The following is a 26,462-nucleotide window of genomic DNA, read 5'->3' on the forward strand; positions in this document are numbered from 1 at the left end:
AAGGAATCGAATATGTCACGATTTGCCGCCCCCATTGCCGAACAGATTTGGGACATGAAATACCGTTTTAAAGATGCCGACGGCACGCCGCGCGATGTGACGGTAGAAGACAGCTGGCGGCGAATCGCCCGTGATCTGGCGCAGGTCGAAAAAGCACCGGAAAAATGGGAAGAGGCATTTTACGAAGCGCTGGAGGATTTCAAATTCCTCCCCGCGGGCCGCATCACTGCCGGGGCAGGTACTGCGCGCCGTGTGACATTGTTCAACTGTTTCGTCATGGGCACCGTGCCTGACAGCATGGCCGGCATCTTTGATATGCTCAAAGAAGCCGCTGTGACCATGCAGCAGGGGGGCGGGATCGGCTATGACTTTTCCACCATCCGTCCCCGTGGCGCGGATGTGCTGGGGGTCTCTGCTGACGCATCGGGCCCGTTGAGCTTTATGGATGTCTGGGATGCGATGTGTCGGACCATCATGTCCGCCGGTTCGCGCCGTGGCGCGATGATGGCCACAATGCGCTGTGACCACCCTGATGTCGAAGACTTCATCGCCGCGAAATCCGACCCCGCGCGGCTGCGGATGTTCAACATGTCCGTGTTGATCACAGACCCTTTCATGGATGCGGTCAAGGCCGATGCCAGCTGGGATCTGCAGTTCAACGGCAAGGTCTATCGCACTGTTCAGGCCCGTGACCTGTGGAACCGGATCATGAAAGCCACGTACGAGTTCGCCGAGCCCGGTGTGATCTTTATCGATCGCCTCAACGAGGCCAACAACCTGAGCTATTGCGAAACCATCGCCGCCACAAACCCCTGTGGGGAACAGCCGCTGCCGCCCTATGGTGCCTGTTTGCTGGGGTCGATCAATATGGCGCGGATGGTATCCGATCCGTTTGGCGACAACCCTCAGCTGGATGTCGAGGCGCTGAACAAGCTGGTCGCGACCGCTGTGCGCATGATGGACAACGTCGTTGACGTGTCGAAATTCCCGCTTGATGAACAGCAGGCAGAGGCGAAAGCCAAGCGCCGCATCGGTCTGGGTGTCACCGGTCTGGCGGATGCCTTGTTGATGGTCGGGCTGCGTTATGGCTCGGACGCGGCGGCAGAGCAGACCGAGGCATGGCTCAAGGCGATTGCACGGGCGGCCTATCTGGCCTCCGTCGATCTGGCGAAGGAAAAGGGGGCCTTCCCGCTGTTCGAGGCGGACGCCTATCTGGCTTCCGGCACCATGCAGCAGATGGATGATGATGTGCGCGACGCCATTGCCGAAAACGGCATCCGCAACGCGCTTTTGACCTCGATCGCGCCCACAGGCACCATCAGCCTTTATGCAGGCAACGTCAGCTCGGGGATCGAGCCGGTCTTTGCCTATGCCTACACCCGCAAGGTTCTGCAAAAGGATGGCAGCCGGACGGAGGAAGAAGTCGTCGATTACGCCGTACAGATGTGGCGCGATCTGAAGGGCGACGCGCCCTTGCCGGACTATTTCGTTAATGCGCAGACGCTGGCCCCTCTGGATCACGTCAAGATGCAGGCCGCGGCACAGAAATGGGTCGATAGCAGCATCTCGAAAACCATCAACTGCCCCGAAGACATCAGCTTTGACGCGTTCAAGGATGTTTATATGGCCGCTTGGGATCAGGGCTGCAAAGGCTGCACGACCTATCGTCCCAATGACGTGACCGGATCGGTTCTGTCGGTGTCGGAAAGCGCCGATACAGCCCCGGGCGAGGTCGCGGCCCAAGCCACCGCTGAGGAAGGCGGCGAGGTCGTTTATATGTCCGATCCGCTGGACCGTCCGGAAGAGCTTGAGGGCTCCACCTACAAGATCAAATGGCCCGACAGCGAGCATGCGCTGTATATCACCATTAACGATGTGGTGATCGGCGGGCATCGTCGTCCGTTCGAGGTCTTTATCAACTCCAAGAACATGGAGCATTTTGCCTGGACGGTCGCGCTTACCCGCATGATCTCTGCCGTGTTCCGTCGCGGGGGCGATGTGTCCTTTGTCGTCGAAGAGCTGAAGGCCGTCTTTGACCCGCGCGGCGGCGCCTGGATGCGCGGCAAATACATCCCCTCGATGCTGGCCGCTATCGGGGGCGTGATCGAACAACATCTGATCGCCACCGGCTTTATCGCCGGCGAAGGGCAGGGGCTGAAATCCGACCCGCAAGCCAAGGTCGTCGGCCTGGACGCCCCCCGCGGCAAAGCCTGCAGCAGCTGCGGCCAATACGACCTGCGCATGGTCGAAGGCTGCATGACCTGCGGCAGCTGCGGCCATAGTAAGTGTGGCTGATTGGAGTTGTGGGGTGAGGTTTCAAAACCTCACCCGTATTCCTCAAACCATTGCGTTCAATTTTAGGATCCCCAAGATCTGCCGATGAATGCGCAATCAAGGCCGCGGGCCTGTGTGTGGTGTTGCTTCGAGTCAGCGTTCAAGACCCTCACCGAACCCGCTTCACTTGCGTCTCACGATAACGGTCACTCAAATCCAGCGCGCTTGGCCTGTGTCACCAGTTCCGTGACCCTCTCGGCATTGTTTGCCGCGACTTTTGCGTCTGCGTTCAAGCGGTTGTTCTCGAATCCGATCCGGGTCTTGCCGCCGTGGCGCATGGCCTCGATCAGGCAGGCGGTTTCTTGAGGGCCGAAGGCGCAGGCGGCCCAGTCGGCGTCCGGCAAGGCCGATTTTAGCCTTTGTGCCAGTGCTGCGACTTCTGCGGGTGTGCTGGTCTGGCCGCTGGTATAGCGCCCCAGAACGATCAGGGTCTTCAGCCTGTCGCGGGGGACATCGCCTTGTGCGACAAGCCGGGCAAGATGGGCGATATCCGCAGTGTCATAGAGGATGTGTTGAACGTCGATCTTCGCTTCGGCGCACATGGCAAAGAACCGTCGGGTGGCGGCATTCTCTTGATCGGCCGTGATCTCGCGCAGCGCGACCGACACGGCGCGCGGTTTCAGGGTTTCGACCAGATGCCGTTGTTGAGCGGGGGTAAAGCGGCCCGCGGCCTCGCTGGTGATCTGAACATAGAGGTCAGGGGCGCGCTGGCCGAGCTCGCTCAGAAGCTCGGCATAAAGCCCGACGTCCAGAACATGCCGTTGCTCGGTATCGCGCACGTGGGCATGCAGGCCATCGGCACCCGCAGCATGGCAGGCTAGCGCGCAGGCGACCGTCTCTTCTATGGTGACGGGGAGGGCAGGGTGATCCGCTTTGGTCAGCCGCGCCCCATTCGGCGCGACCATAAATCTGGGCAATGCGGTCATGCGGCAAGCGCCTTGTCGATGGCTGTTGATAGCTTGCCCACCAGCTCATCAATCTGCGCATCCTCGATGATAAACGGCGGCGCGAGCAGCACGTGGTCGCCATATTGACCATCGATTGTGCCGGACATCGGATAGCAGATCAGACCGGCGGCAAAGGCCTCCTTCTTGATCCGTGCGGCAAGGCCACGGGACGGATCGAACGGTGCTTTGGTGCTGCGGTCGGCAACCAGTTCGATCCCGCGGAACAACCCGCGCCCGCGAATATCGCCAATGTTGTCATGATCGCCGAACTGCGCCTTTAGTGCTGCGTCAAGCTTGTCGCCCTGGGTGGTGACATGGGACAGCAGATCGCGGTCAAGGATTTCGCTAAGCACGGCATTGGCCGCCGTGGCCGCCATGGCGTGGCCCATATAGGTGTGGCCGTGCTGGAAGAAACCGGTGCCCGCTGCAATCGCATCATAGATGGCGGCCGAGGTCAGCAGCGCGCCGATTGGTTGATAGCCCGCCCCAAGTCCTTTGGCGATGGTGATCATGTCCGGGGCAACGCCATCCTCGGTGCAGGCGAACAGTTTGCCGGTACGGCCCATGCCGCACATCACCTCGTCCAGGATCAGCAGCACGCCATATTGGTCGCAAATCTCGCGGATGCGCTTGAGATACCCCGGCACGGCAGGTACCGCGCCCGAGGTCGCACCCACGACAGGCTCCGCGAGGAAAGCCATCACCGTATCAGGGCCAAGCCGCAGGATTTCGGTTTCCAGCTCATTCGCCGCGCGCAGGCCGTAGGCCTCTTGCGTTTCGCCGTCCTGCCGGTCGCGGTACTCATAGCAGGGGCTGATATGGGTGGTGTCGGCAAGCAGGGGCGCGAACTGGGTACGACGCCACGCATTCCCCCCTGCTGCCAAAGCGCCCAATGTATTCCCGTGATAGCTTTGGCGGCGGGCAATGACGCGGTGGCGCTTGGGCTGCCCGATTTCCAGAAAATACTGCCGCGCGAGCTTGATCGATGCCTCGACCGCTTCGGAGCCGCCAGAGACGAGATATACCCGATCAATGCCCGCCGGCGCGTTCTCGACCAGGCAATCTGCCAAACGCTCTGCCGGATCGGACGTGAAAAAGCCGGTATGTGCGAAGGCAAGCTGGTCAATCTGGGCGTGAAGTGCGGTGCGGACAGCCGTGTTTGAGTGCCCCAGACAAGAAACAGCAGCACCGCCCGAACCATCAAGATATCTGCGTCCGTCCGCATCGATCAAATAGCAGCCGTCCCCCTTGGTGGCGACCGGCAGCGCGCCTTTGGTGGATCGGCCGAAGATATGACTTTTCATGACTGTAGTCCTTGGTTGAAGACGCACTTTGGGTGACGTGACATCAGCACTTGTCTGTGCGGTGATGCGTTTGTATTATTTTATTGCCATATATTAAGCAAATGTATTTTTGCAGTGCATCGGGTATGACAGCGGCGTGAACGCTGGCACGCATAGACAAAAGGTAAGGCTTTGATGAGCAACGATGAAACGCTGAAAGACCGCTTGTCACAGGTAAGTGCGCAAGGAACGCCCGCGCTTCGGTCCTTTGCGCGGTGGCTTCTGGATAACCTTTCGCTCGTGGCCTTTAGCTCGATTCGCGGGCTGGCAAAGCAGGCAGGGGTCAATCCGAATACCGTGACCCGTATGGCGAAGGAGCTTGGCTATACCAGCTTTGACGCCTTCCGCACGGATGTGCAGGCAACGATCCAGACACCTGCGCCAAACTACGGCGCGCGTGCCCAGACATTAAGGCACGAACATCGCGACAGCGCGTTTGCAGCGCTCATGGAAGCGCATGGTAAAAACACGGCGACGCTTTTCTCGGCAGATATTCTGGACACGCTTGATGCGTGCATCGACCCGTTGCTTGGGGCGCGCAAAGTCTATGTGGTCGGGGTGCGCAGCTGCTATGCGATTGCGCATTATTTCTCGTATGTGGGCGGCATGGCGTTTTCGAATTTCGTAGACGTGCCGACCCTGCCGGGGGGCATTGTCGATGTACTGTCTCAGGCCACGTCCGAGGATATTATCGTCGGGATCACCTATGAACATTACGCGGCAGAGGTGGTTCAGGCCTGCCATATCGCCCAGTCCCGCGGTGCGCGGGTTTTGGCTCTGACGGACAGTCATGGCTCCCCAATCGCGGTTGGCGCTTGGAAAGTGGTACCGCTGCCCATGGCCGGGCCCCATTTCCTGCCGTCGCTCAACTCGGCGTTTCTAGCGGTGGAGATGCTGCTGGTCGGAATGGCCGCGCGTTCAGATGACGCGGCAGAGCGGGTATCGAGCTTCGAGGACCGTATCCGGCAGTATGGCGGCTACAACGTGTGAGGTGTCTTGCGCGGATGAAAATCATCCGGCAGGCCCAATGCCACGGCAGAGCCACCGGTGATCAACCCCGTGGACCGCAGGTCGCTTTCGTCCAGCGCGACGATGACCGCATAGGATAGGCGTTGTGCCAGTCCGCGGCGTGAGTGACGGTTATACCGATAACGGGCGTGTTGTGGGCGCGGGTCTGGCTGCTACGCGCCCCACTCTGCATGTGACCCAAGATGCGCGATGAGAAAGTCGATCAGGATGCGCGTCTTGGGGGTAAGCACGTTTGAGCGCGGGTACATCAACCACAAGACCGAACTGTCGTTCAGCTTCCATTCCGGCAGGACACGGATCAACCGGCCCGAGCGCAGCTCGTCCGAGACGCTCCAGAGGGAATTGATCGACAGACCGGCCCCCGCAAGGGTGGCCTCACGCTGAGCGTCACCATCGTCAACGATAGTCCGGCAGATCATCTGGGCGGGGTCAAGCGGCGCGGTTTCGCCCTCTGGGGCGATCAATTCGCGCGGCTCAAGGTCGATCCATGCCAGAAACCGATGCCCCCGAAGCTCTGCCGGTGACTGCGGTACGCCGTGTTCCTCAAGATATGCAGGAGAGGCACAAAGAACGCGGGTATCACCCGCCAGCTTGCGCCCCTTGAGGCTGCTGTCGGTCAACGGCGCGCTGCGCAACGCAAGGTCAAAGCTGCCCTCGATCGCGTCGAACCGCGCGTCAGACAGACGAAGTTCGAGCGTGAGGTCGGGGAAAGCCGCGTGAAACTGCGGCAGAAGCGGCATGATGTGACGCTGCGCGAAACTGCTTGGCGCCGCAAATCGTATGGTGCCTTTGGGGCTGGTTTCATGGCTGCCAAGAACGGCCTTCGCGGCGTCGGCCTGCGCCAAAATTTCCCGCGCGTAAGGTAGGAAGTCGGACCCTTCAAGCGACAGGGATACTTTGCGGGTGGTACGTCGCAACAGCTCTACGCCAAGCTCCTGTTCCAGTTTGGCAAGGCGCGCGCTGGCGACTGCAGGGGCAAGGCCCAGATTCCGTCCGGCAGCAGAGATGTTCAGCCGGTCGGCGGCCATCACAAAAAGGCGCAGGTTGTCAGTATCCACCGCTATTATCTCCGCTATCCGAATAATCAAATCGGGAAAATGCCGGTTTTCTAACGTTTCACAAGACCTATTTTTCAGCGACACAATGAAGGAACAAAGAAATGAAAGCTATTGGCTATAGCGCGGCAGGCCCTGCGGACACGCTCGATCTGATTGAAATCGACCGGCCCGCGGTGGGGCCGCGTGATCTGTTGGTCGCGGTGAAAGGCATCTCGGTCAATCCGGTCGACGTGAAGCTGCGCGCAGCGGCCCAACCCGAGGGCGCGGCGCGCGTTCTGGGCTTTGACGCGGCAGGTGTCGTGGCCGAGGTGGGCGCGTCGGTCACCGGCTTTAAGATCGGCGATGAGGTCTTCTATGCGGGCGACGTCACGCGCGCGGGCACCAATGCGGAGTTCCATGCCGTCGATGAACGGATCGTCGGGCGCAAGCCGGCCAGCCTCGACTTTACCGAAGCGGCGGGGCTGCCGCTGACCTCGATCACCGGGTGGGAGATGCTGTTCGACGCATTCCGCCTGACCGAAGGGGGCGGCGCGGGGCAAAGCTTGCTGGTGATCGGTGGCGCTGGCGGTGTCGGCTCTATCCTCATCCAGTTGGCCAAAGCGCTGACCGGGCTTACCGTCATTGCGACGGCCTCTCGGCCCGAGACGCAGGATTGGGTGCGCAAGATGGGGGCGGATCACGTGGTTGACCATCGCGGTGACCTGGCCGCGCAGCTGGCAGAGCTGGGCCAGACCCCAAGCTATGTCGCCGCGTTGACGGCCACGGATCAGCATTGGCCCGCAATCATCGACTTGATCGCGCCCCGCGGCCAGATCGCGCTGATCGACGACCCCGAGGCGCTGGATATCAAGGCGGCTAAACCCAAGGCGTTGAGCATCCATTGGGAATTCATGTTCACCCGTTCGATGTTCAAAACCGACGATATGGATGCCCAACAAGACCTGCTGAACCGCGTCGCAGCGATGATCGACGCAGGCACATTGCAGTCGACAGTCACCGAACGCGTCGAGGCGCTGACCGTCGAGGCGCTGCGCGCGGCGCATCTGCGGCAAGAAAGCGGTCGCGTGATTGGCAAACAGGTGCTTGGCGGGCTTTAAGTAATAGAGATCACGCGGGGGCGTGGTGCCATGTTCACGCCACGCCCCCGCGTCCCTTGCGCCTTTGAAGGGGCGCGCAGATTGCCCATAGGTTCGCGCAAACGCAACGGGTTGCACATCAGGGCTTGACCTGTGTTCAATAAATCAATAATTCCCGATATATGGATAAAAATCACGCTCTCGACGCTTTTGCGGCGCTCAGTCAGGTCACCCGCCTTGATGTCTTCCGTCTTCTCATCACAGCCGGAGAAGGGGGAATGCCGGCAGGCGATATCGGCGACACCTTGGGGGTGCGTCAGAACACGATGTCGACCAACCTCGCGATTTTGGCGCGTTCGGGCCTTATTCGCAGCAAGCGCGAAGGGCGAAGCATTCGTTACTTTGCCGATATGGAGGGGCTGCGCGGTTTGCTCGCCTTTCTGATGGAGGATTGCTGCGGCGGGCGCCCTGAACTCTGCCAGCCCATCATAAACGAGCTCGCCTGCCCCTGTTAGACGCGCATGGGGGAGGTGCCGCATTGGTCCTGTAACATTCCTGTGCTGACATCGGGCAACTACATATTCACGGCCAAGGGGCTGCAATTTTTGAAGGTTCGACATGACTGATACGACACTTCCCGCGGCGGCGGGACTGGGCACGTTTGAAAAATGGCTGTCCGTCTGGGTGGCGCTGGCGATTGGCGCGGGGCTGCTGCTTGGCAATCTGTTCCCGACGGCGTTTGGTATGCTTGCCGGGCTTGAGGTGGCGTCGGTGAACCTGCCCGTTGCGGTGCTGATCTGGGCGATGGTGTTCCCGATGATGGTCGGTGTGGATTTCGGAGCCTTGCGTCAGGTGGGGGACAAGCCGAAAGGGTTGGTAGTCACGGTGGTGGTGAACTGGCTGGTCAAACCCTTCACCATGGCCGCCCTTGGCGTGTTGTTCTTTAACTATTATTTCGCAGGTCTGATCCCGCCGGATGACGCGCAGGCCTATCTTGCGGGCGTTATCCTGCTGGGGGCCGCGCCCTGTACCGCGATGGTGTTCGTCTGGTCGAACCTGACGCGGGGGGATGCGACCTATACGCTGGTGCAGGTGAGCGTGAACGACGTCATCATGGTGTTCGCCTTCGCGCCCATCGTTGCCTTCTTGCTGGGGGCCACGGATATCGTTGTGCCTTGGGATACGCTGCTGTTGTCCGTGGGCCTTTACGTAATGCTGCCGCTTTTCGTGGGATATCTGACGCGCCAGCGGCTGATTGCGCAAGGCGGCGAAGCGGCGGTGGATCGGTTCAAGGCGGGTGTGCAGCCGTTCTCGATCATCGGTCTGCTTGTGACGGTGGTCTTGCTTTTCGCGTTTCAGGGCGAGGTGATCCTGGACCGGCCGTTGGTGATTGCCTTGATCGCTGTGCCGCTTCTGATCCAGTCCTACGGGATATTCTTTCTGGCCTATGGGGTCGCGCGGGCCTGGGGTATTCCGTTCAACGTCGCGGCGCCCTGCGCCTTGATCGGCACCTCCAACTTTTTCGAGCTGGCGGTCGCGGTTGCGATCAGCCTTTTCGGGCTCGGATCCGGTGCGGCATTGGCGACGGTGGTCGGTGTCTTGGTCGAAGTGCCTGTCATGCTGTCGCTTGTCGCTTTTGCAAACAGAACCCGCCATTGGTTCCCTGCCTCGGAGGGGTCAGCATGACTGTTGTCATTCACCACAACCCCGATTGCGGCACGTCCCGCAATGTGCTGGCCATCATAAAAGCATCGGGCGTGGAGCCCGTTGTGGTCCCCTATCTTGATACCGGCTGGACGCGCGAACAGCTTTTGGGGCTTTTCGCGGCGGCGGGTCTGACACCGCGCAGCGCCCTGCGGGTAAAGCGATCTCCGGCAGAGGCATTGGGGTTGCTGGATCCCGACGTAGGCGACGAAGCCCTTCTGGCCGCCATGCTGGAACACCCCATTCTGGTCAATCGCCCCATTGTCTGCACACCCAAAGGCGTCCGGCTGTGCCGCCCAAGCGAGGCCGTGTTGGACTTGCTTGACCACCTCCCACAGGAGCCGCTGACCAAGGAAGACGGCTCTTTACTGATTGACGCGGAAGGAAACCGAGTTGCCTGATACCCCGAACCTTGATGACACCCATTTCAAAGCGATTGATGCGGCGCGTCTGCTTGAGCCCGCAGCAGACGCGGACCGCCCGCGTATCCTGCTGCTTTACGGATCACTGCGGGACCGGTCGTTCAGCCGGCTCATGACAGAGGAAGCCGCGCGCATTCTGACACGGCTGGGGGCCGAGACGCGTACCTATTCGCCGTCGGGCCTGCCGCTGCCGGATGATGCCGACGCCAGTCACCCCAAAGTGCAGGAGCTGCGCGATCTGGTCACGTGGTCGGACGGTATGGTCTGGTGTTCACCCGAACGCCACGGGGCCATGACCGGCATCATGAAAACCCAGATCGACTGGATTCCGCTGTCCTTGGGCGGTGTGCGCCCGACGCAGGGCAAAACGCTGGCCGTGATGCAGGTCAGCGGAGGGTCACAAAGCTTTAACGCCGTGAACCAGCTGCGCATTCTTGGGCGTTGGATGCGGTTGCTCACGATCCCGAACCAGTCCTCCACCCCCAAAGCCTTTCTGGAGTTTGACGACGCGGATCGGATGAAGCCATCGCCGTTCTATGATCGGGTCGTTGATGTCATGGAAGAGCTGGTGAAGTTCACAATGCTGACCAAAGACAGGAAAGACTACCTGCTGGATCGCTATAGCGAGCGTAAGGAAAGCGCCGCCGAGCTGTCGAAGCGCGTGAACCAGAAGTCGATCTGACCGATTTGTCGACCGCAGGGGCAGGAATATCCATATGTTGAACGGGACGCGGCTTGAATGATTTGCGCGACAACTGCGCTGGATGGTCTGTTAAAGGTTCATCCAGCGCAGTTGCCTGCCTAAGGTGACCGCGCAGCGGCTGCATATAATGATTGTGATATCGCCAGAGACAGGGGCATTTTGTGACACAACTATCTGATACACCAACCCGTTACGGCGCCGTAAGCCGGCTGCTTCACTGGGGCATGGCTGCATTGTTTGCGGCGCAGTTTATCTCCGCGGCGGCGCATTGGGCGCTTCCGCGAGAGAACACCCTGCGCGAGCTTCTTTGGGGCTACCATACGACGCTGGGGGTGACGCTATTCGCGCTGATCCTGGTGCGCGGTTTGTGGGGGCTGGCGAACATCCAACGGCGGCCTGCGCATGCCGGTTTGATGGGGCAGGCGGCTGTCGCGGGTCATGTGGTTCTATATGCCTTGATGGTGATCGTCCCGGGCGTACGGCTCTTGGCCGCAGCGGGCGGCACCCGTGGCCTGAGCTATTTCGGGGTGCAGATATTCCCGCCCCAAACCGCCGAGGTCGCCTGGATGCAAGCGCCCGCGGAATGGCATGGAGAGCTGGGCTGGATCCTTGCTCTTGTGGTGCTTGGGCATATCTTCATGGCAGTCGTTTGGCATCGCCTGATCCAGCGTGATGATGTCCTATCCACGATGGCGGGGCGGTAAGACGCTGAAAATAGGGAGCTTGGGTCTTGCCCGAGGCCAACGGCCGCGTCTTCGGTTTTACTATGGGGCCTTCAGGGGGTAAGACAGGCTAACGGCCTGGCTGCTTTTCACCACTTTCAACAAAGGCTTTCCCATGGCCACCAAAACCAACTTGCACCCCCGCAACCTCCACAACGAGGGGTATGATTTCGCGCGCCTGATTGCGGAACTCCCCGAGCTAGGGCCGTTTACGACCCCCAATCCGGCGGGGCAGACCACCATTGATTTCCGGGACGTGGCGGCTGTGCGTATGCTCAATCGGGCGCTGCTCAAGGCGGACTACGGCATTGATTTCTGGGACATCCCGCCGAACTACCTTTGCCCGCCCATTCCGGGGCGCGTCGATTATATCCACCATCTGGCCGATCTGCTTGCGCGCAGCAACAACAGCGAGATTCCGCGCGGGCCGCAGATCAAGGCGTTGGACATCGGCACCGGCGCAAGCCTGGTCTACCCGCTGACGGGGCAAAGCGCCTATGGCTGGCAGTTTACCGGTGTCGATATCGACCCTGTGGCCATCAAGTCTGCGCAACAGATTGCAAAGGCCAACGCGCTGGACGTGGACCTGCGGCTGCAAGAGAGCCGCGAGGATATTTTCGACGGGGTGATCCATCCTGACGACCGTTTCCACGTCACCCTGTGCAACCCGCCCTTTCATGCCTCAATGGAAAGGGCGACGAAGGGCACGCAACGGAAATGGGCGAACCTTGGCAAAGGGCGCTCAGGCAAGCTCAATTTCGGCGGGCAAAACGCTGAGCTCTGGTGCCCTGGCGGCGAGATCAAGTTCATCGCCAGCATGGTCGACCAAAGCCGCGCGATTGCGGGGCAATGTCTGTGGTTTACGTCGCTTGTGTCAAAAAAGGACAACGTGCAGACGCTGTATAAAATCCTGAAAAAGGCCAAGGTCGCCAACTGCGATGTGGTCGAGATGGCGCAGGGGCAAAAAACCAGCCGGTTCATCGCCTGGACATTCATCAAGAAAGATCAGCGTGCGTCCTTTATGAAGGGATCCGCGCGCTAGAACGGCCGCGCGCGTGTCTGATACCCCGCGACATTAACCGCCCGTATCGCCCTTCGTCTCGATCTTGAGCGTGGTGCCGCAGTGTTTGCAGTGAACGGCGTCTGTCTCGTGGCGGTTGAGGCCACATTCGGGGCAGGTGTGCTTGATCTTGGAGGGTTGGAAAATCGTGCGCGCCAATTGCACGAACAGCGCGACCCCGACCACCATGATGAACACCGACAGCAGTTTGCCACCCGTTGTCGTCATCGTGATGTCGCCAAAACCCGTTGTCGTCAGCGTCGCCACTGTAAAGTACAGTGCATCGACATAGCCCGCGACGCCCGCGTCCTCTTCAAAGGTCAGCACAAACACCAGCGACGTGATGACAAAGATGAACACCAGCAGGTTGACCGCGGCAAGGATCGCGTCCTCGTGTTTACGAAAAAACGTGCTTTCGCGTCGTAGATCGTGCAGCAGGTGATAGGCATGGATCAGCCGCAAACCGCGCAAGACCCGCAGGAACGCAAAGCTTTCGGCCATAAGCGGTGCCAGCACCAGCGATATCACCACCACCAGATCGGCAAGGGTGTAGATGCGCGTCAGCTCTTTGCGCAGGTTCGTGGAAATCCAAAGACGCGCGGCAAGGTCGAACAGGATGAACAGACCAAAGAACGCATTGACCGCCGTAATCACCGGCGTTGACGGCAGCGCGGCGGTGGCGATGAAATAGATGATCGTCAGCGAATCAAACAGGATCAACCCGTAGCGAAACCGGCGCGAGCGCGTGTTTTGCCCATCGTATAAAGCTTTAATCGTACTGCGTAGACTGTTCATTGATCGGACATACCGCTTCCCTCAGGGTCGTCATCGTCAACAACCGCTGAGGGGCAAGATGGCGCAAGGCGCGCCAATATCAATGGTTTGCGTGAGGCGGCGGGATTACTCCGGCGTGGGCTCGTCTGTCCGGGTCAGGCGGCGCACAAAGCTGACGCCCGTTTGACGGCGCAGCATGCGACGGGATTTATGCTTTAGGCCGACTTCTTCCAGCACCTTGGGGTTGCGGTAATGCACCGTGAAGATATCGCGATCTTCGGGCAGGGGCTCCCCCCGTATCTTGCCGCCCAGGATATAATGTTGCTCTTCCGCCAGCGGGTTCCATGTCAGACCCGCACGGCGGATGGCGACAGGAAGGCTCATCTGATCCAGATAGGGGCGTCGCTTTTCCAGCGTGTCAATCTCGTCAATCCGTCGGGCCGTCTCGTACCAGACATCGGCAAACCGGCCCTGTGGTCCTTCGGCTTCGGGGAAAAGGACGAAACCGGACGAGAAATAGGGCACTTTGGGGCGGCGCGACTGGCGCATCAGGTACACGCGCTCTTCGGGGATCTCCATATCGAAGGCCCCGTAGATCAGGTCCCAGATGTCTTTCTGCGCCCAATACATACTGGCCGCGACAGAGCAGGAAACATGGCCGGATTTCACGATATTGTCGATTGTATTAGGGCGGATAAACAAGACGTCGGAATCCACGAAGGCGGAAAATTCACTCTCGCGGGGCTGCATCGCGGCGATGATCTTGTTGCCGTGGGGATAGGGCTCGCGCCACATGCCTTCCGTTTTCATCGGGCGCAGCTCCGCGCCCATTTTCTCGTGTGCGATAAACACCGAGGGGTGAACGTCGTTCATGCGATGTTCGGGCACATAGCCGATGCAGGCCACGTCTTCGGAAAACTGCTCGCGTACAGAGGCAAGCAGGCTACAGGCCATGATGTCGTAAGAGGGCGGTTCCACGATATAGGTGAGCGTAAGTCTCGGTTTCGCCATTAATCTGCTTCCCTATCTACGGTGCCCGTCCCGCCCGGGCGGTTGGCTCCGGCGGGGCTGTCGCGCAAGGCTCGCTTGCACGCCCCAACTGTTTTTCAGGATTGTCTGGTTCTGTCTAGGTTTACGTGACCGATGACCCGCCTGCACCTTAGCGCAGACGTTGTTCCGTGTTGGCGTCAAACAGCATCGCCCGCTCGGGTGGGATTTTCACGCCAACCTGCGCCCCTTCACGAGACCGGTCGTCGCCGCGTTCCTCGACGATGATCTTGGCACCGGTGTCGGACAGCAGGTGAACGTAGGACACGCCGCCAAGAGCCTCGGTCATTTCAACGGTGAAGCCTTTGCCTTGGGGGTCAATTTCGATGTGTTCCGGCCGGATGCCGAGGGTGATGTCCCGGCCGTCTTCGGGTGGGGTCACGGGCAGGGCATAGCTGCCGTCCAACCCGTCCAGCACGACCTTGCCGCCGCTGGTGGTGCCATCCAGAAAATTCATCGCGGGCGAACCGATGAAGCCTGCCACAAAGCGGTTGTCAGGATCGCGGTACAGGTCAAGCGGTGCGCCGACCTGTTCGATCCGGCCCTTGCGCAGCACCACGATCTTATCGGCGAGGGTCATCGCCTCTACCTGATCGTGGGTGACATAGACCATCGTCGCCCCGATTTCCTTATGCAGGCGGGCGATTTCGACGCGCATTTCGACACGCAACTCGGCGTCGAGGTTGGACAGCGGTTCGTCGAACAGAAAGACTTCGGGGCCGCGTACGATGGCGCGCCCGATAGATACGCGTTGCCGCTGGCCCCCCGACAGGGCGGCGGGCTTGCGGTCAAGATACTCTTCCAGCTTCAGGATCCGCGTCGCCTCGGCCACCTTCTGGGCGATCTCGGCTTTGGGATGGCCGTTCATTTTCAGGCCGAACCCCATGTTGTCGCGCACGGTCATATGCGGATACAGGGCGTAGGTCTGGAACACCATCGCGACCCCGCGCTCTGCCGGGTCCATGCGGGTCACATCCCGGTCGCCGATGCTCATGCTGCCTTCGGTGGTTTCTTCCAGCCCGGCAATCATGCGCAGCAAGGTTGACTTGCCGCAGCCTGACGGGCCGACAAAAACGCAAAACTCGCCATTTTCGATTTCAAGGTCGATCCCGTGTATCACCTGAACACCGCCATAGCGTTTCACGACATCTTTCATGACGACACCGGCCATATACGACTTCCTTTTATGAGGGGACAGAGGGGGACTGCCAGGATTGCGCCTCGGCCCCGATGCGGGTGGCACAATCAAGCAGGGCAGGGCGGAACGCATTCAGACCGTCCAGCGTATGACGGTGTGTTGCAGTTGCAATGGATACGGCGCCCACGACGCGGCCTGCGTCGGTCAGAATGGGGGCGGCGATGCTGATGATGCCGGCTTCGTGTTCCTCGCGGTCAAAGGCGATGCCCTCGGCGCGGATCTGTTCCAGCTCGCGCACAAGGGTTTCGGTGCTGGTATGGGTGGCATCGGTATATTTCAAAAACGCCTGCTGCTGTAACGCCTGCGCCTGTGCCTCGGGTTCAAGATGCGCGAGAATCGCCTTGCCGACGCCTGTGCAATAGGCAGGGGCGACCTGACCGGTGCGCGCCAGCGTGGCAAAGCGGCTGCTGGCCTGACGCTTGTCGACGAACACGACCTGACCGTTGTCGATTTGCGCAAGGTGGATCGCCTCGCGCAGGCGTTCGCCGAGGGCGCTGATATAGGGGGCGGCAATCGGTGCAAGCGAGGCTTGCGACCATGCGGAATGGGCAAGGCTGACCAGACGGATGCCCGGCGCATAGGTCTGCTGATCCTTGTCATAGCTTAGCATACGTTGACTGGTGAGCGTCTGAAGTAGCCGGTACAGCGTCGGTTTTGGAAACTCCGATGTCTCCAGCAATTCGCGCATGCGGACAGGGCGGCCCATTGCTGTCACCTGATCCAGCACGCTCAGCGCCTTTGCAACAGTCCCGTCGCTGTTCACCACATTCATATCGTTCTCCGTCCCTCAGGGCGCTGCATCCTGTGGGGTCTTTTGACTGACCCATCTCCTATGCGGCGCACCAAACTGTTGACAAGGCTAGCGAGCTTGATCTTATATATCAATATGCAAAACTAAGTTTCAAATAATGAGACAGTTTTGGATTGCGGAAGCATCAGGGAGGATACCATGCATTCCATTCTCAAGAGGTCACTCGCGGCTGTTGTCGCTGCGGGCTTTTCAACATCGTTTGCTGTCGCGGACGAAAGTCAGCTTTCAGGGGAACTCAAGATCACCTCTGACATGTCGAACCCCGCGCCGCGCGCGGTGATGGAGAGCTTGGCAGCTGGTTTCGGAGAGTTGCATCCGGACGTCGATATCGAACTGACGATCGTCGACCGCGAAGCGTGGAAGACGCAGATCCGGAACGCCTTGGGGGCGAACCCGCCCGATGTGGTCAACTGGTATGCCGCGAACCGCATGGGCCCGTATGTCTCTGCCGGGTTGTTCGAAGACATCTCTGATATGTATGCCAACGGCGATCTGCCCGGGCTTGAGTCTGTCAAAGGTGCGCTGACCATCGACGGCAAGCAATATGGTGTGCCCTATACCTACTATCAGTGGGGCATGTACTACCGCGAAGATATCTTCAAGGAACTGGGACTGACCGAGCCTGAAACCTTTGAACAAGAGCTTGCGAATTGCGAAAAGATCGTTGCCTCGGGTCGTGCGTGCTATGCCATCGGGACCAAGTTCCTGTGGACCGCTGGCGGCTGGTTCGACTATCTGAACATGCGCACCAACGGCTTCGACTTCCACATGGAGCTTGCCCGTGGCGAGGTGCCCTGGACCGATCCGCGCGTCCGCGAAACCTTTGCCAACTGGCGCAAGCTCATCGACATGGGTGGCTATGTCGCCGATCACCAATCCTATTCCTGGCAGGAAGCGTTGAACTTCATGATCGAAGGCGAGGCGGTGGCCTATCTGATGGGGAACTTCGCCGTTGCCGCGATGCGCGAAGGCGGCCTGGACGACAGCCAGATCGACTTCTACCAGTTCCCGAAGATCGCGGATGTGCCACAGGGCGAGGATGCCCCGACCGACACGTTCCACATCCCGACGGGTGCCAAGAACAAGGAAAACGCCCGCGCATTCCTTCAGTATGTGACATCGGCTGATGTGCAGACCAAGATCAACGCAGGCGACGCCTTGGGGCAGCTGCCCATCAACTCTGAATCCTCGGTCGATAAGGACGAGTTCCTCGAGCAGGGATTCGAGATGCTGAACACCAGCGCTAAGGGCGGTGTGGCCCAGTTCTTTGACCGCGACTTCAGCGCCGAGATGGCCAGCGTCGGCATGGAGGGGTTGCAGGAATTCATGGTGGTTCCCGACAACCTTGACGACATCCTCGAGCGTCTCGAAGAAACGCGTCAGCGCATCTACGAATAACGCTAAAGCGTCGCGTCCTCCCGCATCGGGGGGACGCAACCCGCCGCCTCAATCCATTCGCAAGCCCGCCGACGGCCGGTTTTCGCATGTGTTGATTTACCGGAGACCACGGCATGGCAGCAACAACACCGCCCCCCGCGCGCAGTTGGTACAAACGCAACGAGATCGCGCTGACGCCGTGGCTTTTCCTGCTGCCGGCGATGCTGTTCTTTGCGGTCTATGTGATCATTCCCATCGGCCAAAGCGTCGCGATCAGTTTTTATCAGTGGGACGGACTTGGGGAAAAGACCTTTGTCGGCACCGCGAACTATGAAAGGTTGCTGGGGATCGGCGACCAGAAGATGGACCGCAAGTTCGAGATCTCGTTCTGGAACAACCTCAAATGGCTGGTGCTGTATTTGCTGGCCGTGCCTGCGGGGCTGTTCATCGCCTTGTTCCTGAACCAGACCGTGCGCGGTATCCGTATCTACAAGTCTTTGTTCTTCTTTCCTTTTGTCATTTCCCAGGTGGTCGTCGGGCTGGTGTTCTCGTGGTTCTACCTGCCACGCGAAGGGCTGCTGAACGCGATGCTGGCGATTTTCGGGGCAGGGCCGGTGAATATCCTGGGCGACCCGTCTACGGCGACCTACGGGATTATCGCGGCGGGGCTGTGGCCGCAGACGGCCTATTGCATGATCCTCTATCTGACCGGTCTGAATGCGGTGGACCCCGAACAGATCGAGGCCGCGCGACTGGACGGGGCCAAGGGGCACAAGATGCTGTGGTACATTATCCTGCCGCAGCTCAAGCCCGCGACGTTCATCGCCTTTGTCGTCACCATCATCGGCGCGCTGCGGTCGTTTGACCTGATCAGCGTCATGACCAACGGCGGCCCCTTCGGATCGACCCGCGTGCTGTCGTTCTACATGTTCGAAGAAGCCCTGTCCGAGTTCGGCTTCCGCATGGGCTACGGCTCTGCCATCGCGGTGATCCTGTTCCTCATCATGCTCGGGTTCATCGCCTATTTCCTCTATGCCATGTGGCGCGAAGAGCGGGAGGCTCGCTGATGTTCCCTACACCGATCGCCAAACAATCGCGCAGCCGCCAGCTGACCTATCAGACGCTGCTGCCCGTCGCGCTGATCCTGTGGCTCTTGCCGCTGATCGCGGTGGCGCTGTTCTCTATCAAGCCGGGGTCGGATTTTGCCGCGGGGAACTACTGGGGATGGCCGTCCAGCTTCGAGGGGCTGACGAACTACGGCAAGGTCTTCTTTGAAAGCAATATGCCGCGCTATTTGATGAACTCGGTCTTTATCACGCTGCCTACTGTGCTGGGGGCGATTGCGCTGTCCAGCATGGCGGGGTTCGCCTTGGGGATCTACAAGTTCAAGGGCAACCTGCTGATCTTCTTCATGTTTATCGCGGGGAACTTTGTCCCGTTCCAGATCCTGATGGTGCCCGTGCGCGACCTGACCATATCGCTGGGGATGTATGACAGCATTCAGGGGCTGGTCCTGTTTCACGTGGCGTTCCAGACGGGCTTTTGCACGCTCTTCATGCGCAACTTCATCCGCGCATTGCCCTTCCCCTTGATCGAGGCCGCCCGCGTCGAAGGCGTGGCCGAGTGGCGCATCTTCTTCTTTGTCGTGCTGCCACTGATGAAGCCCGCGCTGGCCGCGCTGGCGGTATTGGTCTTTACCTTCATCTGGAACGATTATTTCTGGGCCGTCGTGCTGACCCAAGGGCCAAGCGCGCAACCTGTCACCGCGGGCATCACCGAATTCAACTCGCAGTTCCGCGCAGCCTATCACCTGATGAGCGCGGGATCGATTGTCGCCGCCTTTCCGCCGGTCGCGATGTTCTTTCTGATGCAGAAACACTTCATCGCCGGTCTCACACTTGGCGCAGTAAAGTAGAGAGTTATGACACAGACCTACCGCCTTGATGACGGGCACCAGACGCTTGTTCTGGCCTCTGCACACGACCGCCTGCCGCAGGTGGTCTATTGGGGCAGCCCGCTGCCTGATGGCGAAAATCTCGAAGAGATCTGCGCCGCCCATGCCATCGACGTGACCGGCGGCATGCTGGACGAGACCCCTGATCTGTCGCTGTGCCCCGAAGCCGGGCGTAGCTTTCCGGGGCAGGCGGGGATCGCGGTTGCGCGCGCCGATGGCACGCCGCTGCGCCCCGTGTTTCACCTGCGCAACGTGGTGCAGGATGCAGGGCTGCGGTTCACCTGCGCGGCACCGGAGGAGGGGCTGACGCTGACCTTTGACTTTGGGGTTGATGCGGGAACCGGCGTGATCACCTGCCAGACGACACTGGAGGCCGCGCAGCCCGTGCGCCTGCACTGGCTTGCCGCGCCGGTCATGCCCGCGCCGCAGCTGAGCACAGAGATGATCGACGTCTCGGGCCGATGGTGCGGTGAATTCCAGTTGAACCGCACCCCGTGGCGGGCAGGTATTCACGCGCGCGACAACCGCACGGGCCGCACGGGCCACGAGCACTTCCCCGGACTGCTGATCCCGACCACGGGGACCACAAACACCCAAGGGACATGCTACGGGTTGCACTATGGCTGGTCGGGCGGTCATACGATGATCGCCGAAGAGCTTCCGGACGGGCGGCGGCAGGTGCAATGGGGCCATGCGGCTGGCACCCAAGACGCCCCCGCGACACGGTTCCAGACGGCACCGCTTTACCTGACCTATTCAGACACCGGCCTGAACGGCTGTGCCGTAAGCTTTCAGCGCCATCTGCGCGACCGCATCGTGACATGGCCCAAGCCCGACACCCCGCGCCCCGTTCATTACAACTGTTGGGAAGCGGTGTATTTCGACCACGACTGGTCTGTCCTGACCGATATCGCCGACCGTGCTGCCGCTTTGGGGGCAGAGCGTTTCGTGCTGGATGACGGCTGGTTCGGACAGCGCGACGACGACACCAGCAGTCTGGGCGACTGGATCATCGATCCGCGCAAATACCCCAAGGGGCTGACCCCGCTGATCGACCATGTTCAGGGCTTGGGGATGCGTTTTGGTCTCTGGTTCGAGCCCGAGATGGTCTCGCGCGATAGTGACCTCTACCGCGCCCACCCCGATTGGATTCTGGGCCCGCAGGACCAGATAGAGGGGCGTCAGCAGTTGGTGCTGAACATGGCGCTGCCGCAGGTCCAAGACCTGCTTTACGACCGTATCGCCACGGTGCTGCGCGACAATGCCATCGACTATATCAAATGGGACCATAACCGCGTGTTGCCCGCAGCCGACGCGGCGCAGACACGGGGCGTCTATGCGCTGCTGGACCGGTTACGCGCCGATTTCCCGCTGGTCGAGATTGAAAGCTGCGCGTCAGGCGGAGGGCGGATCGATTTCGGGATCATGGCGCGGACCCAGCGGGTCTGGCTGTCGGATAGCAACGACGCGCTGGAACGGCTGCGCATCCAGCATGACGCTGCCTTGTTCCTGCCCGCTGCTGTGACCGGCAGCCATGTCGGGCCCCGCCACTGCCACACCTCTGGCCGCACGCTGGACATCAGCTTTCGCGCCTGGGTCGCCGCGCAGCGCCATATGGGCTTCGAGATGGACCCGCGCGAGCTCGACGCCCGCGAAACCGATGTGCTGAAACAGGTCACGCAGTGGTGGAAGGACAATCGCGGATGGATGGGCACCGCGGATATCCTGCGGCTCGACAGCGCTGATCCGGCGGTGATCGCAGAGCAGCAACAGGCCACCGATGGTGCGCGTTTCGTGGTGTTCGCAGGCAAGGCCGCGACCTCGGCCCAGATCTCACCGCGCCCGCTGCGGCTGACCGCACTTGACCCGCAAGCGCGCTACCGGATCACGCTGGCAAACCGCGACGAGGCGGTCGCGCTGTCACGGGGCGATGCCGCGCTCAAGACCCGCGATCTGGTGCTGTCGGGCCAGTACCTCATGAACCATGGCGTGACCCTGCCATGGTCGTTCCCTGAACGCATGTGGGTCATTGAAGGAACACGGCTATGACAAAAGAGAAACGCAACCGCGCTTGGTACGGCAAGAATGATCGGGACGGGTTCATTCACCGCAGCTGGATGAAAAATCAGGGCTTTCCCGACCACGCGTTTGATGGCCGCCCCATTATCGGTATCTGCAATACCTGGTCCGAACTGACCCCGTGCAACTCCGGTCTGCGCGATCTGGCCGAAGGGGTGAAGCGCGGCGTGTGGGAGGCAGGGGGCTTTCCGGTCGAATTTCCGGTGATGAGCCTTGGCGAGACCCAGATGAAGCCGACCGCCATGCTGTTTCGCAACCTGCTGGCGATGGACGTCGAAGAAAGCATTCGCGCCTATGGTATCGATGGGGTGGTTCTGCTGGGCGGCTGTGACAAGACCACGCCGGGTCAACTGATGGGCGCGGCGAGCGTCGATCTGCCGACGATCGTTGTCAGCTCCGGCCCGATGCTGAACGGCAAGTGGAAGGGCAAGGACATCGGCTCTGGCACGGATGTGTGGAAGTTCTCGGAAGATGTGCGCGCGGGCGAGATGACCTTGCAGGATTTCATGGCCGCTGAATCAGGCATGAGCCGGTCCAAGGGCGTGTGTATGACGATGGGCACGGCCTCTACGATGGCAAGCGTGGTAGAGGCGATGGGGATGTCGCTGCCCACCAACGCCGCGCTGCCTGCCGTTGATGCGCGCCGCATGGCGCTGGCGCATCTGACCGGCAAGCGCATCGTCGAGATGGTCGAGGAAGATATCAAGCTGTCACAGGTCGTTACCCGTGCCTCGATCGAGAACGCCATTCTGGCCAATGCCGCTGTCGGCGGATCGACCAATGCCGTGATCCATCTGCTGGCCATTGCGGGCCGCGTCGGCATCGACCTAACGCTCGATGATTTCGAGCTTGGGTCGGATATCCCGCTGCTGGTCAACTGCATGCCCTCGGGTAAATATCTGATGGAGGATTTCTGCTATGCGGGCGGGATGCCCGTGGTGCTGTCCCATCTGCGCGACAAGCTGCGGCCCGCGCAGACCGTCATGGGTGGGGATATCCTTGCCTATGCCGAAGGGGCCGAATGCTACAACGAGGATGTGATCCGCCCGCTGGATAATCCGCTGCGCCCTGCGGCCGGGTTGAAGGTGCTGCGCGGCAATATCGCGCCCAATGGGGCGATCGTGAAACCCTCTGCGGCGACGGACGCCTTGCTGGAACATGAGGGCGAGGCATATGTCTTCGAGAATATCGAGGATATGAAAGCCAATATCGACCGCGAGGATCTGCCGGTGACCGCGGATACGGTTCTTGTGCTCAAGGGCTGCGGCCCAAAGGGGTACCCCGGTATGCCCGAAGTCGGCAATATGCCGATCCCCGCGCGTCTGGTCAAAGAAGGCGTGCGCGATATGGTGCGCGTGTCCGACGCGCGTATGTCCGGCACCGCCTATGGCACTGTGATCCTGCACGTCAGCCCTGAATCCAACGCAGGCGGCAATCTGGGGCTGGTACAGACCGGCGACCGTATCCGGCTGTCGGTGGCGCAGGGCACTTTGGACGTGCTTGTCTCTGACGAGGTGCTGGCACAGCGCCGCGCTGCCTGGGTACCCGAACCGCCCCGATACGACCGCGGCTATGCCAAGCTCTATACCGAGACGGTGTTGCAGGCAGACAAAGGCGCGGACCTTGATTTTCTGGTGGGTAAAGACACCCGCCCCGTCACACGGGAGAGCCACTGATGACCCTGAACGCAACATTTCCCGATCTGCGCGACCGGTCGGTGTTCATCACCGGCGGCGGCGCGGGGATCGGTGCCTTTCTGACCGACGGGTTTCTGGCGCAGGGGGCCAAGGTCAGCTTTGTCCAGCGCAGCGACGCCACCGCGTTTTGCAACGAGATGGAAGAAAAACACGGCCAGCGCCCCTTTGCGCAGACCTGCGATATCTCGGATATTGCTGCACTTCGGTCCAGTCTGGCCGCAGCCGCCGATGAGCATGGCCCTGTCACGGTTCTGGTGAACAACGCCGCCAATGATGCCCGTCACACCGCCGAAGAGGTCACCGAAGACTTCTGGGACCAGTCGCAGGCGATCAACCTCAAGTCCTATTTCTTCGCCTGTCAGGCCGTGGTGGCAGGGATGCGCGTCGCGGGTGGCGGGGCCGTGGTGAACATGAGCTCGATCTCGTATATGATGGGAAATGCGGGCTATCCTGCCTATACGACCGCCAACGCCGGCATCAATGGGATGACCCGTTCGCTGGCGCGGGAATTCGGGCCGGACAAGATCCGCTTTAACGCGCTGGCACCGGGGTGGGTGTTGACGGAAAAGCAGATCGAACAATGGGTCACGCCCGAAGCACTGGCGGCGCATATTGACCGGCAATGCCTTAAGGATACGTTGAAGCCGCACGACATCGTGGATGCGGTGCTGTTTTTATCCTCTGCCTCCAGCCGCATGATGACGGGGCAATTGATGGCCGTCGATGGCGGCGTCGTGGTCACCGGATAGGAAGGGATACCGTGCAACACTACGCTGAATGGATCGCTGTCGATTGGGGCACGTCAAACCTGCGGGTCTGGATGATGGGGGCCGATGGCAAGCCTTTTGCCTCTGACAGGTCTGACAAGGGGATGGGGGGGCTGACGCAGGACGGGTTCGAACCTGCCTTGCTTTCGTTGATAGATCCCTACCTAGATCCGGACCATGTGACCCCAGTGATCTGCGCGGGTATGGTGGGCGCCCGCGAAGGCTGGCGCGAGGCCCCCTACGTCGCCACGCCCTGCGCGCCTCCGGATGCGCGGGCGGCGGTTGCGGTAAAGGCCCATGACCCGCGGATCGCGGTCCACATCCTGCCCGGCGTGAAACAGATCGCTGCCCCTGACGTGATGCGCGGCGAGGAAACCCAGATCGCAGGGGTGCTGCACAGTCAGCCGGAGTTTGACGGCATCCTCTGTCTGCTCGGCACCCACACCAAATGGGTCCATATCAGCGCGGGCGAGATCGTGAGCTTCCAGACCTGCATGACCGGCGAGATCTTCGCGCTGCTGGCCAGCCAGTCGGTCCTGCGCCATTCGGTCACCACGGCAGAGTGGGACGAGGACAGCTTTATCGACGGCGTCACGCAGGCGATGGACAGCCCACAAAGCTTCGCCTCCAGACTGTTCGGTTTGCGTGCAGGGGGGCTGTTGCAGGGCACGCCTGCAGGGGCGGCGCGGGCGCGGCTTTCAGGGCTGCTTGTGGGGCTAGAACTGGCCGGCACGCGCCCCTATTGGCTGGGCCGCCATGTCGCCATTCTGGGCGCAGACAGCGTCGCGGCGCATTACCGAAACGCTTTGGCCGCACAGGGGGTGCAGGCCGAAACACTGGATAACGCGGGTCTGACGCTGGCGGGCCTGACCTCTGCCTATCGTTCAATGAAAGGGGCCCTTGTATGAGCCGCAATATCATCGCCATTCTGCGTGGCATCCAGCCGCATGAGGCCGCCGACATCTGCGCCGCCTTGATCGACGCAGGCATCACCCGCATCGAGGTGCCGCTGAATTCGCCAGAACCGCTGAAATCCATCGAAACGATGGCCCAAGCCTATGGGGCCGACGCGTTGATCGGCGCGGGCACGGTGTTGGACGTTGAAAACGTCGCGGCGGTGGCGGCTGTGGGGGGGCGGATGATCGTCTCTCCGAATGCGGATCCCTCTGTTATTACAGCGAGCAAGGCGGCGGGCATGATGTCCTATCCCGGTGTGATGACGCCCACGGAATGTTTTGCCGCGCTCAAGGCCGGGGCCGATGGGCTTAAGCTGTTTCCGTCGTTCCTGCTGGGGGTCGAAGGGCTCAAGGCGATCAAGGCAGTGCTTCCGGCGCAGACCGAAACCTATGCGGTTGGCGGCGTCGGTCCGTCGAATTTTGCGGAATGGCTTGCGGCTGGGGTGACGGGTTTTGGCCTTGGGTCCAGCCTGTATAAACCGGGGCAAAGCGCGGCGGATGTGGCACAAAGCGCGCGTGCGGCGGTAAGCGCCTATGACAAGGCGACGCTCTCTTGAACGCCACACTCTTTGATGCGCGGGCGTGCGCGTTGGGCGAAGGGCCGCTGTGGCACCCCGAACGCGGCCAGCTGTTCTGGTTCGACATCCTCGGCAAAACCCTGATGTCGCGGCAGGGCGACAAAACGCTGTCGTGGCAGTTTGACGAATGCGTCTCTGCCGCGGGGTGGATCGATAGGGAGACCCTGCTTGTCGCGTCCGAAACCGCGCTGTGGCGGTTCGACCTAAACGGAGCGGAGCGTTCCCTCGTCGTGCCGCTTGAGGCGGATCAGCCGCTGACCCGATCCAACGACGGGCGCGCCGACCCGTGGGGCGGTTTCTGGATCGGGACAATGGGCTTCAACGCAGAGCGGGGGGCGGGGGCGATCTACCGCTACTACAAGGGCGCGCTGCGACAGCTTTTCGCGGAGATTACCATTTCGAACGCGATCTGCTTTTCGCCCGATCGACGTTTTGCCTATTACACCGACACGCCCACGCGCCAGATCATGCGCGTGCCCCTTGATGCAGCAGAGGGCTGGCCCTCGGCCTCGCCAGAGGTGTTTGTCGATCTCAAGAAAGACAAGCGTAACCCCGACGGCGCGGTTGTCGATAGCGACGGCTGCCTGTGGAACGCGCAATGGGGGGCCGCGCAGGTCGCCCGCTACAGCCCCGATGGCACCTTGTTGCAGACCGTTGATATACCTGCAGCGCAGGCCACCTGTCCGGCCTTTGGCGGTGCGGATCTGCGGACGCTCTTTGTCACCTCAGCCGCGCAGGGCCGCGACGGGGCGGAGGATGGCCAGACCTTCCAGCTTGCATCGGACGTGCGAGGCCAGCGGGAACACCGGATAATTTTGTGAGGCGT

General features: G+C 60.8%; 25 protein-coding genes. 18 read left to right on the forward strand and 7 right to left on the reverse strand.

The genetic code is table 11. The features are described 5' to 3' along the window. The first annotated feature begins 12 nt into the window (after positions 1–12). Entirely contained in the window at positions 13–2,295 is a 2,283-nt protein-coding gene (locus B4F27_RS07965) for an adenosylcobalamin-dependent ribonucleoside-diphosphate reductase (protein WP_286759361.1), read from the forward strand. A gap of 185 nt (positions 2,296–2,480) precedes the next feature. On the opposite strand, the gene B4F27_RS07970 is transcribed toward B4F27_RS07965, so the two are convergent. Both B4F27_RS07970 and B4F27_RS07975 read right to left on the reverse strand, forming a co-directional pair. Further along, the gene (locus tag B4F27_RS07970) at positions 2,481–3,260 is read right to left on the reverse strand and encodes a 3-keto-5-aminohexanoate cleavage protein (RefSeq protein WP_286759362.1); all 780 of its coding nucleotides are present in this window, start codon (positions 3,258–3,260) and stop codon (positions 2,481–2,483) included. Beyond that, positions 3,257–4,585, reverse strand: coding sequence for an aspartate aminotransferase family protein (locus B4F27_RS07975; RefSeq protein WP_286759363.1), 1,329 nt, complete (start codon positions 4,583–4,585; stop codon positions 3,257–3,259). The genes B4F27_RS07970 and B4F27_RS07975 overlap by 4 nt, the downstream gene beginning before the upstream one ends. 174 nt (positions 4,586–4,759) lie before the next feature. On the opposite strand from B4F27_RS07975, the gene B4F27_RS07980 reads away from it, so the two are divergent. Then, positions 4,760–5,614, forward strand: coding sequence for a MurR/RpiR family transcriptional regulator (locus B4F27_RS07980; RefSeq protein ID WP_286759364.1), 855 nt, complete (start codon positions 4,760–4,762; stop codon positions 5,612–5,614). A gap of 191 nt (positions 5,615–5,805) precedes the next feature. On the opposite strand, the gene B4F27_RS07985 is transcribed toward B4F27_RS07980, so the two are convergent. Beyond that, positions 5,806–6,711: a LysR family transcriptional regulator gene (locus tag B4F27_RS07985; protein WP_286759365.1), complete on the reverse strand. Its 906-nt coding sequence runs from the start codon at positions 6,709–6,711 to the stop codon at positions 5,806–5,808. A gap of 101 nt (positions 6,712–6,812) precedes the next feature. On the opposite strand from B4F27_RS07985, the gene B4F27_RS07990 reads away from it, so the two are divergent. The 7 genes from B4F27_RS07990 to rlmF all read left to right on the forward strand — a co-directional run bounded on the left by B4F27_RS07990 (position 6,813) and on the right by rlmF (position 12,380). Continuing rightward, complete coding sequence (locus B4F27_RS07990; RefSeq protein WP_286759366.1) at positions 6,813–7,808, forward strand: zinc-binding alcohol dehydrogenase family protein; 996 nt, start codon at positions 6,813–6,815, stop codon at positions 7,806–7,808. A gap of 161 nt (positions 7,809–7,969) precedes the next feature. Further along, entirely contained in the window at positions 7,970–8,302 is a 333-nt protein-coding gene (locus B4F27_RS07995) for an ArsR/SmtB family transcription factor (protein ID WP_286759367.1), read from the forward strand. A 103-nt stretch (positions 8,303–8,405) separates the two neighbouring features. Further along, positions 8,406–9,473, forward strand: a complete 1,068-nt coding sequence (gene arsB, locus B4F27_RS08000) for an ACR3 family arsenite efflux transporter (protein WP_286759368.1) — start codon at positions 8,406–8,408, stop codon at positions 9,471–9,473. Next, a complete protein-coding gene (gene arsC, locus B4F27_RS08005) occupies positions 9,470–9,892 on the forward strand; it encodes an arsenate reductase (glutaredoxin) (protein WP_286759369.1) in 423 nt (140 codons plus the stop codon). The genes arsB and arsC overlap by 4 nt, the downstream gene beginning before the upstream one ends. Beyond that, positions 9,885–10,595 carry an arsenical resistance protein ArsH gene (arsH, locus tag B4F27_RS08010; protein ID WP_009826384.1) on the forward strand — a complete coding sequence of 237 codons (711 nt, stop codon included), beginning with the start codon at positions 9,885–9,887 and terminating at the stop codon, positions 10,593–10,595. Before arsC ends, arsH begins: the two co-directional genes overlap by 8 nt. A 182-nt stretch (positions 10,596–10,777) precedes the next feature. Further along, a complete protein-coding gene (locus tag B4F27_RS08015) occupies positions 10,778–11,320 on the forward strand; it encodes a cytochrome b (RefSeq protein ID WP_074635388.1) in 543 nt (180 codons plus the stop codon). Positions 11,321–11,453: 133 nt separating this feature from the next. After that, positions 11,454–12,380: a 23S rRNA (adenine(1618)-N(6))-methyltransferase RlmF gene (gene rlmF, locus B4F27_RS08020; protein ID WP_286759370.1), complete on the forward strand. Its 927-nt coding sequence runs from the start codon at positions 11,454–11,456 to the stop codon at positions 12,378–12,380. 33 nt (positions 12,381–12,413) lie between these two features. Here rlmF and B4F27_RS08025 read toward each other — a convergent pair whose 3' ends face one another. From B4F27_RS08025 to B4F27_RS08040, 4 genes are all read right to left on the reverse strand, one after another. Further along, positions 12,414–13,193 (reverse strand): ion channel, encoded by a 780-nt coding sequence (locus B4F27_RS08025; RefSeq protein ID WP_286759371.1) that lies wholly within the window; start codon positions 13,191–13,193, stop codon positions 12,414–12,416. 105 nt (positions 13,194–13,298) lie between these two features. Then, positions 13,299–14,183 carry a hypothetical protein gene (locus B4F27_RS08030; protein WP_278424708.1) on the reverse strand — a complete coding sequence of 295 codons (885 nt, stop codon included), beginning with the start codon at positions 14,181–14,183 and terminating at the stop codon, positions 13,299–13,301. A 148-nt stretch (positions 14,184–14,331) separates the two neighbouring features. After that, on the reverse strand, positions 14,332–15,390 hold the full coding sequence (locus B4F27_RS08035) for an ABC transporter ATP-binding protein (protein WP_005852113.1): 1,059 nt from the start codon (positions 15,388–15,390) through the stop codon (positions 14,332–14,334). Positions 15,391–15,403: 13 nt separating this feature from the next. Continuing rightward, complete coding sequence (locus tag B4F27_RS08040; protein ID WP_005852114.1) at positions 15,404–16,189, reverse strand: IclR family transcriptional regulator; 786 nt, start codon at positions 16,187–16,189, stop codon at positions 15,404–15,406. 177 nt (positions 16,190–16,366) lie between these two features. On the opposite strand from B4F27_RS08040, the gene B4F27_RS08045 reads away from it, so the two are divergent. The 9 genes from B4F27_RS08045 (at position 16,367) to B4F27_RS08085 (ending at position 26,457) form a co-directional block, all read left to right on the forward strand. Continuing rightward, on the forward strand, positions 16,367–17,626 hold the full coding sequence (locus B4F27_RS08045) for an ABC transporter substrate-binding protein (protein ID WP_286759372.1): 1,260 nt from the start codon (positions 16,367–16,369) through the stop codon (positions 17,624–17,626). A gap of 113 nt (positions 17,627–17,739) precedes the next feature. Beyond that, the gene (locus tag B4F27_RS08050; protein WP_286759373.1) at positions 17,740–18,672 is read left to right on the forward strand and encodes a carbohydrate ABC transporter permease; all 933 of its coding nucleotides are present in this window, start codon (positions 17,740–17,742) and stop codon (positions 18,670–18,672) included. Next, positions 18,672–19,520, forward strand: a complete 849-nt coding sequence (locus tag B4F27_RS08055) for a carbohydrate ABC transporter permease (protein ID WP_005852118.1) — start codon at positions 18,672–18,674, stop codon at positions 19,518–19,520. The genes B4F27_RS08050 and B4F27_RS08055 overlap by 1 nt, the downstream gene beginning before the upstream one ends. A 6-nt stretch (positions 19,521–19,526) precedes the next feature. Further along, positions 19,527–21,608 carry an alpha-galactosidase gene (locus B4F27_RS08060; RefSeq protein ID WP_286759374.1) on the forward strand — a complete coding sequence of 694 codons (2,082 nt, stop codon included), beginning with the start codon at positions 19,527–19,529 and terminating at the stop codon, positions 21,606–21,608. Continuing rightward, positions 21,605–23,314, forward strand: a complete 1,710-nt coding sequence (locus B4F27_RS08065; protein ID WP_074635396.1) for an IlvD/Edd family dehydratase — start codon at positions 21,605–21,607, stop codon at positions 23,312–23,314. Before B4F27_RS08060 ends, B4F27_RS08065 begins: the two co-directional genes overlap by 4 nt. Then, positions 23,314–24,084, forward strand: coding sequence for an SDR family NAD(P)-dependent oxidoreductase (locus B4F27_RS08070; protein WP_286759375.1), 771 nt, complete (start codon positions 23,314–23,316; stop codon positions 24,082–24,084). Before B4F27_RS08065 ends, B4F27_RS08070 begins: the two co-directional genes overlap by 1 nt. An 11-nt stretch (positions 24,085–24,095) precedes the next feature. Beyond that, a complete protein-coding gene (locus tag B4F27_RS08075; RefSeq protein ID WP_286759376.1) occupies positions 24,096–25,010 on the forward strand; it encodes a 2-dehydro-3-deoxygalactonokinase in 915 nt (304 codons plus the stop codon). Further along, positions 25,007–25,615 carry a 2-dehydro-3-deoxy-6-phosphogalactonate aldolase gene (locus B4F27_RS08080; RefSeq protein ID WP_286759377.1) on the forward strand — a complete coding sequence of 203 codons (609 nt, stop codon included), beginning with the start codon at positions 25,007–25,009 and terminating at the stop codon, positions 25,613–25,615. Before B4F27_RS08075 ends, B4F27_RS08080 begins: the two co-directional genes overlap by 4 nt. Next, positions 25,612–26,457 (forward strand): SMP-30/gluconolactonase/LRE family protein, encoded by an 846-nt coding sequence (locus B4F27_RS08085; RefSeq protein ID WP_286759378.1) that lies wholly within the window; start codon positions 25,612–25,614, stop codon positions 26,455–26,457. The genes B4F27_RS08080 and B4F27_RS08085 overlap by 4 nt, the downstream gene beginning before the upstream one ends. Positions 26,458–26,462: the final 5 nt, after the last annotated feature.

Origin of the sequence: Sulfitobacter sp. UBA1132, from assembly GCF_002311545.1 — a bacterium.
Classification (GTDB): Bacteria; Pseudomonadota; Alphaproteobacteria; order Rhodobacterales; family Rhodobacteraceae; genus Sulfitobacter; species Sulfitobacter pontiacus.